8 protein-coding genes and 1 tRNA gene are annotated in these 12,393 nt (G+C 64.6%); 6 read left to right on the top strand and 3 right to left on the bottom strand.

The annotated features are described in order from the left end of the window. The first annotated feature begins 7 nt into the window (after nt 1-7). The 3 genes from V5F89_RS02670 (at nt 8) to V5F89_RS02660 (ending at nt 2,926) form a co-directional block, all read left to right on the top strand. A tRNA-Thr gene (locus tag V5F89_RS02670) sits at nt 8-82 on the top strand. 308 nt (nt 83-390) lie between these two features. Further along, nucleotides 391-1,665 carry a sugar MFS transporter gene (locus V5F89_RS02665; protein ID WP_425334379.1) on the top strand — a complete coding sequence of 425 codons (1,275 nt, stop codon included), beginning with the start codon at nt 391-393 and terminating at the stop codon, nt 1,663-1,665. A gap of 58 nt (nt 1,666-1,723) precedes the next feature. Then, entirely contained in the window at nt 1,724-2,926 is a 1,203-nt protein-coding gene (locus V5F89_RS02660) for an MFS transporter (RefSeq protein ID WP_338446715.1), read from the top strand. Between the two features lie 15 nt (nt 2,927-2,941). Here V5F89_RS02660 and V5F89_RS02655 read toward each other — a convergent pair whose 3' ends face one another. Beyond that, complete coding sequence (locus tag V5F89_RS02655) at nt 2,942-5,434, bottom strand: exo 1,3/1,4-beta-D-glucan glucohydrolase (protein WP_338446714.1); 2,493 nt, start codon at nt 5,432-5,434, stop codon at nt 2,942-2,944. Between the two features lie 291 nt (nt 5,435-5,725). Between V5F89_RS02655 and V5F89_RS02650 the strand changes: the two genes are divergently transcribed. Further along, on the top strand, nt 5,726-8,731 hold the full coding sequence (locus V5F89_RS02650) for a TonB-dependent receptor (RefSeq protein WP_338446713.1): 3,006 nt from the start codon (nt 5,726-5,728) through the stop codon (nt 8,729-8,731). 94 nt (nt 8,732-8,825) lie between these two features. Here the strand turns inward: V5F89_RS02650 and V5F89_RS02645 are convergent, their stop codons facing one another. Then, a complete protein-coding gene (locus V5F89_RS02645; RefSeq protein WP_338446712.1) occupies nt 8,826-9,854 on the bottom strand; it encodes a LacI family DNA-binding transcriptional regulator in 1,029 nt (342 codons plus the stop codon). A gap of 131 nt (nt 9,855-9,985) precedes the next feature. On the opposite strand from V5F89_RS02645, the gene V5F89_RS02640 reads away from it, so the two are divergent. Both V5F89_RS02640 and V5F89_RS02635 read left to right on the top strand, forming a co-directional pair. Beyond that, a complete protein-coding gene (locus V5F89_RS02640; protein WP_338446711.1) occupies nt 9,986-10,453 on the top strand; it encodes a PH domain-containing protein in 468 nt (155 codons plus the stop codon). 2 nt (nt 10,454-10,455) lie between these two features. Then, nucleotides 10,456-12,000 (top strand): PH domain-containing protein, encoded by a 1,545-nt coding sequence (locus V5F89_RS02635; protein WP_338446710.1) that lies wholly within the window; start codon nt 10,456-10,458, stop codon nt 11,998-12,000. Between the two features lie 67 nt (nt 12,001-12,067). On the opposite strand, the gene V5F89_RS02630 is transcribed toward V5F89_RS02635, so the two are convergent. Next, nucleotides 12,068-12,388: a GNAT family N-acetyltransferase gene (locus tag V5F89_RS02630; RefSeq protein WP_338446709.1), complete on the bottom strand. Its 321-nt coding sequence runs from the start codon at nt 12,386-12,388 to the stop codon at nt 12,068-12,070. Between the last annotated feature and the right edge of the window lie 5 nt (nt 12,389-12,393).

Here is a 12,393-nt window from a genome sequence, read left to right as displayed (position 1 = left end):
GTCAGGCGCTGCTGTAGCTCAGTGGTAGAGCGCACCCTTGGTAAGGGTGAGGTCGGGAGTTCAATCCTCCCCAGCAGCACCATTCTTCCCGGTGCTCGCGATGTCAGCGTCGCAATCCATGAAAAATTCTCGAGCGGCCTAATGATGGCCGCCGTTTCCGGACCTCGGGTCGGAAGGCGGCGATTCGTCGAAACGGGCGGCCTGTCGATACCGTCGGCGCAGAGATCAGGGCTGCATTCCTGTGTGGCGCAGGCTTGTGTCTGACAGCGTTGACAATGGAGGTTCGCTCTCATATTTCCGGAGACAGGCACCCTGCACACGAGAGGCGGCGGACCAGTATCGGGAGGGAAGTTGGTGGTAACGGATTCCGCGGCGATCACGGCGAAGGAAATCTCCTCAAGCGATCCGGGGCCAGCCGAGGGCGAGGGCCATGTCCATGCGCCCAGCCTGCCGCCCTTCGTCTTCGCGCTGTTCTTCATCTTCGGCGGGATCACCAGCCTAAACGATATCCTGATCCCCAAGCTGAAAGAGCTGTTCACGCTCAATTACACGCAAGCGATGTTGGTGCAGTTCTGCTTCTTCGCCGCCTATCTGGTGATCGGCATTCCGGGGGCCAAGCTGGTCAAGAAGATCGGCTATATACGCGGCGCGGTGGCCGGGCTGATGACGATGACCGCGGGCTGTCTGCTGTTCATCCCCGCCAGCACCACCGCCACCTATCCGCTGTTCCTGCTGGCGCTGTTCATCCTCGCCAGCGGGGTGGTGATCGTGCAGGTGGTGGTCAATCCGCTGATCAGCCTGCTCGGCCCGCAGAAGACCGCGCACAGCCGGTTGACCTTCGCGCAGGCGTTCAACTCCTTCGGCACTTTCGTCTTCCCGCTGGTCGGCGCGGGGCTGATCCTCGGCAAGCTGGCCGATGTCTCGGCGGAGGATTTCGAAGGCGCCGCGCTGGCCGCCTATCGCACCGCGGAATCGGCGATGATCGTGAAGACCTATCTCGGCCTCGCGGTGGCGATCACCGTGGTCGCGGGCGCAGTGTGGCTGTTCCGCAACCGGCTGCAGGGCGAAAAGCACGAAGCCTCGAGCGCGCTGGCCGGCTTCGACCTGCTCAAGCGCCCGCGCTTCGGCTTCGGCGCGCTGTGCATCTTCCTCTATGTCGGCGCCGAGGTCGCGATCGGTTCGGTGGTGATCAACTATCTGATGCTCGACGACGTGCTGGGCGAGCCCGAGAACGTGATCGGCTGGATGGTTAGCCTCTATTGGGGCGGCGCGATGGTCGGACGTTTCATAGGCTCGGCGCTGCTGCGCATAGTGAGCCCGGGCAAGATCCTCGCCGCGGTTGCGGTCGGCGCCATCGCGCTGATCGCGCTGTCGACCAACAGCAACGGCACGCTGGCGGCCTATAGCCTGCTGGCGATCGGCCTGATGAACTCGATCATGTTCCCGACCATTTTCTCGCTCGCCTGTGAGCGGCTGGGCAGCCGCGCGGCCGACGGATCGGGGATCATCAATGTCGCGATCTTCGGCGGGGCGGTGATCCCGCTGGCCATGGGCGCGCTGGCCGATCTCAGTGGCAGCCTCGCCATGTCGCTGGCGCTGCCCGCCGCCTGCTATGCGGTGATCGCGGTGTTCGGCATCTACGCCCGGCGCCCTGCCGCAAGCTGAACCCGGCAGGCCGCCGCGGATTGCCTTGCGCCTTCATGGTCGGCAAGGCGGGAGCCTGATGGACAGGTTCCAGCCCCGCGCGCGCACGGCGGCGCTCCTTCTGGCAGTCGCGCTGGCCAATGCCGGCGGTGTGGTCTCCTATCTTCCCTTGTTCACCCTCCTGCTGCCGCTGAGGGTCGAGGCACTGGACGAGCTGGCCAAGATCGACCTGCTGACGGCGACAGCGGTTGTCGGCGGAATTGTCGCCAGCGGCGCGAACATCCTGTTCGGCTGGCTCAGCGATCTTTCGGCGACGAAAGGTGGCGGACGCCGGCGCTGGGTAGTGGGCGGACTGGTCGCGCTGGCGCTGTCCTATATCGGCCTGAGCCTTGCCGGAACGCCGGCCCAGTTGGTGCTCGCGGTCGCACTGGCGCAAGCGGCAATCAACGCAGTGCTCGCGCCGCTTTTCGCCATCATCGCGGAAGAAGTGCCGGCCAGGCGGAAAGGCATAGCGGGCGGGATGCTGGCACTGGGCAATCCCGTTGCGGCCGCTTTCTCGGTCGCACTTCTGGCGCAACCCGATCTGGTCGAGATGGCCCGGTTCGCCCTGGTCCCCGCTGCTGCCTTCGCGCTGATCCTCCCGCTGCTGGCACTGCGCCCCAGGAAGGAATTTCTCGCACCGGAACTTGCCGTACCGTGGGAGAGGCGCGACATCGTGATCGCGTCGATCTCCAGGCTGCTCGTCCAGCTAAGCTGCGCGACCCTGACGCTCTACCTGCTCTATTATTTCAAGACGCTGACGCAGGTCGAAGGCGATGCGGCCGGGCTGGTCGGCCGCGTGCTGACGATCTCCTACATCATTCCCCTGCCGGTCGCGCTGGCGATCGGCCGGTGGTCGGACCTGGCGGGAACGCGCAAGCCGTTTCTGTTCGGTGCAGCCCTGGTCGGAACGGTGGGCCTGATCGGTATGGCATTCGCGGAAACTGCCTGGCACGGGGCGATTGCATTCTGCGTCTATGCAACCGGCACCGCGGTGTTCCTGAGCCTGCATGTCACTTTCGCGATGCAATTGCTCCCGCGGCCGGACCGAAGGGGGCGCGACCTGGGTCTGGTCAATCTGACCAATACCGTACCGGCAATTATCGGGACGCTGATCGTCTGGCACCTGGCCACACCGGAAAACTTCACGCCCGTGCTGCTGACCTTCGCTGCGCTCAAGGCCCTTGGTGCGGTCGTGATCTTGGCCGCGCGCGAACGCCCGCGCGCCTTCGCCGTACAGTGAGACGCGGCAGATGCATCAGTCGGTCGGGCAACCGGCAAGGACATCGACATCGGACAGGCTGCCCAAGGCCACGCGCGCCAGGCTGAAGCGTGCCGGGCCCGACGTCGTCAGACGGAACGGCGCGCTGATCGCGCCCATGTCGGCGCCCGCAGTCTGGAAGCACTTGAGGGGGATGCCCAGGGTCTGCCATTCTCCGACAGGCAGTGCCCCAAACTCGGCGATTGGGACTTCCCCTCTGCAATCCGTGCCTTCGCAGCGCACGGCCATGCGCGGTGCCTGCGAAAGCTGAGCGTCCAGCCGAACGGTGGTGAGAAGCAGCATGTCGCCATTGGTCTGGCGCGAAAGGTCGATCGGATCGAATGTGCCGAGCTCGATTGCAGTCCCGCCAGGGTGGGGATCGATGGCGAAGCTGCGCGCGCCTTCCTGCACGCCGTAATCGGTGGCGGTGATACGCACACGACCCTGCACAGCTTCCGCGGGAACGGTGGTCACACGCAGCGATTCGCCGCCATCGGCACGCGACACGGTGAGCGACCAGGACGATGCGGGGAGGCCGCGCTCGAAAAACACGCCCCCGTCGCTGCCATCGTCGCTTACGCCGCTGTCTTCCGGCAAGGGCGTCCATGCGCCCGGTCCATCCGCGTAGCGCAGGCCATAACCGAAGGGGAACAGCGTTTCCCCATCATGCCGCGCGCTGGCGGGCCACGCCGCTGGCAGCCGGCCCTGGAAATCGTGGACCGGTTCACCGCCAGCCCCGGCGAACATCACATCGGCCACCCCGCCTCCCTCCGACCCCGGCAGCCAGGCGGTAATGAAGGCGTCAGCGACATTGAGCGCCTCGTTCACATAAAGCGGGCGACCGGTGATCATCACGGCGACCACGGGAATGCCTTCTTCCTTCAGGCGCCGCATCGTCGCGATCGGTTGGCGCAGCTCGGGGCGCAATTGCAGTGAAGCGATGTCGCCCTGAAACTCCGCGTAGGGCGTTTCGCCGAAGACGACGATCGCCGCGTCGGGACGTGCGGTATATTCACCCTCGACAGAGAGTTCAGCACTGCCCCCGGCGGACGTGACCGCCTGTTCGATGCCGTCCCACAGTGAAGTCGCGCCCGGAAACAGGCCGTTGTCGAGCCCGGTTCCCTGCCAGCTCAGCGTCCATCCGCCCGACTGGCGCGCGATATCGTCGGCCGCGTCGCCGGCGACGAGGATTCGGGCATCGGCCCTGAGCGGCAGGACGCCGGTGTTCTTCAGCAGGACCAGTGACTTGCGCACAGCCTCACGCGCGACGGCGCGATGGTCTGCCGCGCCTAGCAGTTCGTACCGCCCGGACAGCGCGCGCTGCGAAGGTTTGCCCATTTCGAACAGGCCCAGCCGTTGTTTGACGCGCAACACACGCGCCACAGCATCGTCCAGCCGTTCCATGGAAATCGTGCCGTCGCGGACCTGCGACAGCGTGCTGTCGTAAAGGTTGCGCCAGCTGTCGGGCGCCATCAGCATGTCGATTCCGGCATTGATTGCCTTGGGACAGCTGGCGTTGCTGCAGCCTGCCACCTGCCCGTGCGCATTCCAGTCTGTGACGACCAGACCGCCGAAGTTCATGCGCCCTTTCAGCACGTCGGTCACAAGTCCGCGATGGGCCGACAGCTTGACCCCGTTCCAGCTGGAAAAACTGGTCATTATCGTGGCGACGCCGTTCTCTATTGCGGGAATATAGGGCGCGCCATGCACCAGCCGTAGCTCGAGTTCGGAAATCGCCGCGTCGCCCTGGTCCTTGCCATCGGTGGTGGCGCCATCGGCGAGGTAGTGCTTGGTGGAGGCGGCCACGTGCGGCCCGGCAAGGATCGGCGCGACCGAAGGCGGCCCCTGCAACCCGCGAATCATGCTGCCGACATAGGCGGCGACCAGCGCGGGATCGGAGGAGTAACCTTCGTAGGCGCGGCCCCAGCGATAATCCTGCGGCACGGCCACGGTGGGGGCGAAGGTCCATTCCTGACCGGTTACGCGAATCTCGACCGCAGTGACTTGCCCGATGCGCTCGATCAGTTCGGGATCGCGAGCGGCGCCGAGCCCGACGTTGTGCGGAAATATGGTCGCGCCGACGATGTTGCTGTGCCCGTGCACCGCATCTGTGCCCCATACGATCGGGATCGCGGGTTCGCCGGGGGGCACGTCCATCGAAGCGTCGTAGAACGCATCGGCGAGTTCGAGCCACTTCGCCGCCGGGGCGAGATCGTCGCCCCAGGGCCCTGAATTGCCGCCGTTGAGTACCGACCCGAGGCGGTATTCGCGCACTTCCTCGGGCGTCACGCTGGCGATATCGGCCTGGATGATCTGGCCCACCTTCTGCCTGAGCGTCATCTGCGCGAGCAGCGCCTGCACATGCGCTTCGCCTTCCTCGGTCAGTACCTTTGGAAAGGCGACTTCGGGCCATTGCTCGGGATGGATGGTGGCTTCGCCTGGATGGTCGATTGCCGTATCGCGGGCCTGGGCGAAGGAGGGGGCCGGCACTGCGAGTGCGGCTGCAGCCGCCGACAAAAGAAGCATTTTCGAAAGCATAGATCCCATCCCATACGGCTCCAGCCGGCGCGTTTTGCGTCTCGACTGAGTCTGACAACCTTGACAGAAACTCCGCGGAAAAGCGCGATTTTTTGCCAAACGACGCATGATGTTTGACAACGTTGACAGAAATATGCAACCAGTAAAGTCACGTCAGGTCGACTGCTCTCCGAGTCGGGGCAGGGGATTGGCACACCACGAAAGATCCGCACGCGAAGATGCGGTTTTGGGGAGGATACTGAAATGCACAGCGGAATTTTACGCAACCGGTCGACGTTTTTGGCCGCCGCATCGGTACTGGCATTGGGTGCCGGCTCCGCACCGGCCTTCGCGCAGGCCCAGGATGCGACCGACACCGGGCAGGCGGCAAGCGAGGAAGCGGGCGAAAACGTTATCGTCGTCACCGGCTTCAGAGCCTCGCTGGAAAGTGCGCTGAATGCCAAGCGCGAATCGAACCTGATCATCGAATCGGTTACAGCGGAAGATATCGGCAAGTTCCCCGACCAGAACGTGGCCGAATCGTTGCAGCGCCTGCCGGGCATCCAGATCGACCGCGAGAACGGCCAGGGTTCCAAAGTGCGCATCCGCGGGCTTGAGCAAAATGTCACGCTGCTGAATGGCGAGCTCTTCGTCAGCGGCCTGGAAGTCTACAAGGTCGGCGAGGGGAACTATAACCGTTACGACAGTCTCGAAGGCGTGCCTTCCGAACTGATCGGCGGGATCGAAGTGTTCAAATCGCCCAATGCCTCCCTGCTTGAAGGCGGGCTCGGCGGCATCGTCAATCTCAAGACGCGCAATCCGCTCAATCTGAAGTCCGGCCTGACGCTGGCGGGCAATGCGAAGATGAGCAAGGGCAGCGAAATCTCCGGCTGGGAGCCGGCGGGTGCGGCCGTCCTCGGCTACAATTTCAACGACCGGCTCGGCGTCATCGCCTCTTTCAGCTATGAAAAGACCAACAATCACGTCAACGTGCTGGGCGGTGACAATCGCGGCAACTGGGCGTTTGACGAGGGGCGGCGCGACACGGCAACCGTGCCGACCAACTATTACGCGCCCGAGTATCGTTACGTCACCGATCGCGACCAGTATCGCCGGCGTTGGGGCACATCGCTGGGGATTACCTATCGCCCGACCGATACGCTGGAAGTCAGTGCGCAGTATTTCCATTCCGACATGAAGATCGACACGCGCGAAGCGTCGGTCAAATTCCCGTTCGGGCAGGGCGAATCGCAGGGGCTGGTCGGCGACTATTCGATCAACGAAAACGGCGTCCTGACCGAAGGCACCGTGCGCGCCCAGTCGGCCGAGGCGATTTCGTTCGTCGACGTGTCGAAAATCAAATCGGACAACGTGCAGTTCGCGCTGGAATGGGACAACGACACCAATTTCCGCGCATCTGTCATGGCCAACTATGCATCGTCGAGCATGAAGCGCGAAGTCGCCAACAATGACGTGCGGTACACTGCCTATGGCGTGCGCGGGCCGGGTACTTCCGGGCCGCAACCCGGCTTCACGCCGAATGCGGACGCCCCGCCGACATTCGATTTCACTTACACCAACGGCGATTTCCCCAGCTTCGGCATTGCGCCCGGCAGCCCGCAGGATCTGTTCAGCAATCCCGATTACGGCTTCTTCAAATCGCACTGGGCCTTCGGCGATCGTTCCGACATCGACGGCCATTCGATCCGCGGCGATTTCGCTTATGATGTCGCCGACGGTTTCGAAGACACGATCACGCTCAGCGCGGGCTTCCGCTATGGCCAGCGCACGGTCGATTTCGTCTCGGGCCGCTATCTCGCCGATTACAGCGGCAAGGGCGAGCTCGATGCCACCGCGATTCCCGAAGATGAGCGTGTGGACGGCTATTCTTACAACTGGACGCCCTATGGCTATTTCCAGGATGGGGCGATCGGCTACAAGATCTGCGACTTGCCCGAATCCAACAAGCCTGCGGCATTCGCCGGTTGCACCCGTTTCGGCAATTCGCCTGCGCTGATCACGCCGTATCAAACCCTGGTGAGCAATCCCGAGCGGATGGAAGCGATCCGCAACTTCGCCGGCGGGGGCCGGATCCAGGGCGATACGGTCCTGGTCGCCGACCGTTCGCAAATGACGAACGCCCTCGAATGGATTCAGGCGCTCTATCCGGATACGCCCTTTACCTTCTTCGAAGATCCGCTGCAGAGCTATCGGGTGAAGGAGGAGACCAAGTCGGGCTATGTCATGGTCGACCTGGGCGGGCTGGACGATTCCTACCACGTCAACGTGGGCTTGCGGGTCGTCAACACTAACCTGACAGTGGACCAGAACCAGCCGGCCAATGCCGATCCGAGCTATTGGGGCACCGACAGCTGGAACGGCGTGCTGCGCGATTACACGACCAATACCATCGTCCGCAGCTATACCGATTTCCTGCCGAGCGCGAACGCGGTGTTCGACGTGGCAGAGGGCAGCAAGGTTCGCTTTTCCGCCGCGCGGGTCGTCGCCCGCCAGCCGCTGGTTTCGCTGGGCGAAGGGTTTTCGACCACGTTCACCCGCGACCCGGCGGACGACCTGTTCAAGTTCACCAACGGCAAGCGCGGTAACGCGGAGCTGGATCCCTTCCGCGCCTATCAGTTCGATCTGGGCTTCGAACACTATTTCGGCAATCAGGGACTGCTTTCGGCAGGGCTGTTCTGGAAGGAAGTGGACAGCTTCATCGTCAACGAAACCGTCACGGTCTTCGTCAACGATCAGGGCGGCGGGCGCATGGGTCCGGTGTCGCAACCGGCCAACGGCTCGGGCGGACGGGTCAGGGGCCTGGAGCTGGCGGCGCAGTATGCGTTCGATTTCGGTCTGGGCTTCACCGCGAACTATACATTCTCGGACACCGAAACCGACTTCAGCACCGATTTCAGCGACAACCTGCCACTGCCCGGGGTGTCGAAGCATTCGGCCAACGGTCAGGTCTATTTCGAACACTCGGGCTTTGCCGCTCGCGCGTCGTACTCCTGGCGTTCGAAGCAGTACATGGGCAATTTCAGCTTTGCCGACGGATCGGTCACGCGGACGCTGGGGATCTACCAGAAATCCTACGGCCAGCTCGATGGTCAGATCAGCTACCAGCTGACCGACAATTTCGAGGTTTTTGCCGAGGCGATCAATATCACCAAGGCGAATGCCAGCGTCTATCTGCAGTTCCCTGAACTGCCCTTCCGTTATCAATCCGGCTCGCGGCGGATCTACGGCGGGGTCAAATTCACCTTCTGATATCCGCGTCGTCCCGAAAGAGTAATGGCGGCCCTTGCTGGCAATGGCCGCCATTGCTCTTTCCCGTCTCAGCCGACAACTGAGCGGGCCAGGTTCACGTTTCGGCTGGCGGTGACGCTACGGTCAGTCGTTCGATCAGGCTATGCGCGTGGACCACGGTGGGCCCAGGGTCTTCGCCGGCGAGCTGCCGTATCAACATGTCCGCAGCGGTATGGGCCATTTCCACGACCGGCTGGCGCACTGTGGTTAGCCGCGGCCAGACCACGCGCGCGATTTCGGAATCGTCGAACCCTGCCACGCTGAGATCGTCCGGCACCTCGAAACCAAGCTCCCGCGCGGCCGAAATTGCGCCCACGGCCATGTCGTCGTTCTGCGCGAGGATGGCGGTCGGGCGCAATTTTCGCGAGAGGATCCGCTTGGTCGCCTCGTAGCCGGATTCGAAGCTGAAGTCGCCCGCCTCGACCAGTTCGGGAAGATATTCGATCCCCGCCTCCTCAAAGGCCGCACGATAGGCAATCAGTCGCTGCGCGCTGACCGGGTGGTCCGGGTCGCCCTTGATGATCGCGATACGCCTGTGACCATAGCCTATGACGTGCTCGGCAATCTCACGCGCGGCGGCGAGGCCGTCCATCGTCGTCGCCAGGCCAAGACCTTCACGCGATTGCGGGGTGATGCGGGCAAAGGGAATGCGGGCCTGGACCAACCCATCGAGCACAACCGGGTGATCAGCCGCGGGCGGGGCAAGAATGACCCCGTCGAGCGCGGCCGAACGGATCGTGTCCACCACGTCGTTCGGGTGATCGCCGACCGATTCGACCGGCAGCACGATCAGCCGGTAGCGTTCGCCATGCAGCCGTTCCAGCGCGCCGCGCTGCAGCTCGACGACATAGCTCGGGCTGGGCTTTTCATAGACCAGCCCGATAAGATAGGATTGGCGCCGCACCAGCCCCTGCGCCATGACATTGGGGTGATAGTTGAGCTGTTCCGCCGCGCGCAGAACCTTCTTGCGCAGTGCCGGGGTGATGTGCGGTTCGTTGTTGAACACGCGGGACACACTTTTGGGCGAGACTTCCGCCAGCTTGGCGACATCGACGATTGTCGAACGCTTGTTCCCGCGAGCCATTCATCATTTCGTGGCGCAGTTGTCCCACGCTGTCAACGAGGCGATGGCCCGGCGCCTTTCAGCCGCTCGGCCTGACCTGAAGCGAAAACAGTCTCTTGCCCTTGGCGACCGTCTTATCCATGTAATCCACCATGGAAGAGAGCGAAGAGCTGACCGCGCTGCACCCGAATCATGTCAAGGTCATGCGGATCGCGGCCTCGATCGCGGCAGTGCCGTTCGTGATCGGCTCGCTCGTGCTCGAAACGGTTGATGTTCTGCCGACCGGCGCTTTCATAGGGCCGGTCCTGCTGGTCGCCGCCTTCCTTGTCATACGTGTCCCGCTGCGCCGCTATGCAGCGCGCGGCTATGTCATGGGTGAGGACCGGCTGCGGGTCGTGCGCGGCATTCTGTTCCGTTCGGACACGGTGGTTCCGTTCGGCCGGGTCCAGCATATCGACGTCGACCAGGGGCCGCTCGAGCGTGCTTACGGCCTCGCCACGCTCACCCTGCACACCGCCGGCAACCACAACGCCTCGGTCGCGCTGCCCGGGCTTGCCGAGAGCGATGCGCGGGCGATGCGCGAAACGATCCGCGCGCGCATCCGGCGCGACACGATGTGACCGTGCCCGACGTGGCAGATAGCGACGCGGGGGACGTGCGCGAGCGCCGGACGGAGCCGGTGGGACTCGTCCTCCATGCGGTCACCGGCCTGCGCCAGATCGTTCCCGCCGTCATCGCGGCCGCTTTCGTCCTGCGCGACGAGGGGCGCTGGCTGCTTGCCGTGATCCCGCTGGCCCTGCTCATGCTGGCCGTGACGCTCGCGGTCGCCTGGCTTCAATGGCGGCGCCTGACCTATCGCGTCGGCGCCGAGGACATTCGGGTCGAGAGCGGCGTGCTGAGCCGCGCGGCGCGTTCGGTACCCTACGACCGAATCCAGGACGTCAGCCTCGAACAGGGACCGCTCGCCCGCCTTTTCGGCCTGGTCGAAGTGCGCTTCGAAACCGGCGCCGGGGGCAAGGACGAACTCACGCTGTCCTTCCTGCGCGAGGCCGAAGGCGAACGTCTGCGCGAAGTCGTCCGTGCGCGCAGGGACGCCGAAAGCATATCCGGCGAATCGACGTCGGGCGAATCGAGGCAGGAAGAGACGGCGGGCGCCGCCGCGCCGCTGTTTTCGATGGGGCCGCGCAGGATTTTCGTTTTCGGACTGTTCGAATTCTCGCTCGCAGTGGTGGCCGTCGTGGCGGGCGCGGCGCAGCAGTTCGATTTCCTCCTGCCGTTCGACCTGTGGGATTTCGACCAGTGGGAGGAGCGGCTGGCCGGTCCGGGATCGTGGCTTTCCGGCCTCGGCCCGACCGCGCAGATCGTGGGCGGCGCGCTGGCGGTGGCTTCGCTGGTCGCGCTCGGCATCGCCACCGGGCTTGTCCGCACCGTGCTGCGCGAATGGGGCTTCGTGCTCGAACGCACCGCCAAGGGCTTCCGCCGCCGCCGGGGGCTGCTGACCCGGACGGACGTGGTCATGCCCGTGCATCGGGTTCAGGCGCTCAAGTTCCGCACCGGCCTGATCCGGCGGCGCTTCGGGTGGCACGGGCTCAAGTTCGTCAGCCTGGCGCAGGATGCCGGCGCGGCGAGCCACGATGTCGCACCGTTCGCGCGCTGGAACGAGCTGGCGCCGATCGTGCAGGCGGCGGGATTCGCCATGCCGACCGAACAGCTCGACTGGCACCGCGCGAGCGTCCGCTACCGGTTCGACAGCGCGCTGCTGGCCGGCGCACTGGCCGCCGCTGTCGCCCTTGCCGTCTTCCCCTCGCTATCGGCCAGCGGCGCGGCCAGCCCGCTTCTCGCGCTGGTGCCGCTGGCGCTGGGCGGCGCGTTGGCGGCCTGGCAATGGGTTCTCTGGCGGTTCGAGCGGCACGCGATCGACGATACCTGGCTCTATTCGCGCCGGGGATGGCTTGCGCCGCGAACCGACGTGGCCAGCCGGGTCAAGCTGCACTCGGCCGAAATCGCCCAGGGGCCGATCGCGCGGCGGCGTGGCTATGCCGCGCTGCACCTGGGCCTTGCCGGGGGCAAGCTGGAGATTGTCGGGATCCCCCTCGCGCGTGCACGAGCGCTGCGCGAGGCGATTCTGGACAGCATCTGCGCGCGCGATTTCTCGCAGCTGGGCTGACGTTTCGACAAAGGCTGAAGCGGGCCGGTGCCGTCGCGATGAAAGCGACTTGAGCGCCCGATCCGACTCAGGACGGCGTTGGCGCGAGAAGCTCGCTCCACTCGGGATGCCGGCGAAACTGCGCCTCGACATAGGAACATTGCGGAACGATCGTGAATCCTTCCTCCCGCGCGTCCGCGACCAGCGCCTTGACCAGTTCGGCAGCGACGCCGCGTCCCCCGATTTCGGGGGGCACAAGCGTGTGATCGGCGATCCGCGCATTCCCGCGCGCTTTCCAGGTCAGGCGCCCGACATGGTCGCTGCCGGGCACGCGGGCGCGGTATTCGCCATGGACCGGTTCCGCGCCCGGCCCGGGGTGGCGCGTGATTTCGAGGCCTTCGACAGTCATCGCAT

The organism is Pelagerythrobacter marensis (assembly GCF_036700095.1).
Taxonomy (GTDB): Bacteria; Pseudomonadota; Alphaproteobacteria; order Sphingomonadales; family Sphingomonadaceae; genus Pelagerythrobacter; species Pelagerythrobacter marensis_A.
This window is presented reverse-complemented; position numbering and strand designations above follow the sequence as displayed.

Excerpts from the sequence above, each read along its gene's own strand:
- V5F89_RS02660 (WP_338446715.1), top strand. The coding sequence starts at position 1,724 with ATGGACAGGTTCCAGCCCCGCGCGCGCACGGCGGCGCTCCTTCTGGCA.
- V5F89_RS02650 (WP_338446713.1), top strand. The coding sequence starts at position 5,726 with ATGCACAGCGGAATTTTACGCAACCGGTCGACGTTTTTGGCCGCCGCA.
- V5F89_RS02645 (WP_338446712.1), bottom strand. The coding sequence starts at position 9,854 with ATGGCTCGCGGGAACAAGCGTTCGACAATCGTCGATGTCGCCAAGCTG.
- V5F89_RS02640 (WP_338446711.1), top strand. The coding sequence starts at position 9,986 with ATGGAAGAGAGCGAAGAGCTGACCGCGCTGCACCCGAATCATGTCAAG.
- V5F89_RS02630 (WP_338446709.1), bottom strand. The coding sequence starts at position 12,388 with ATGACTGTCGAAGGCCTCGAAATCACGCGCCACCCCGGGCCGGGCGCG.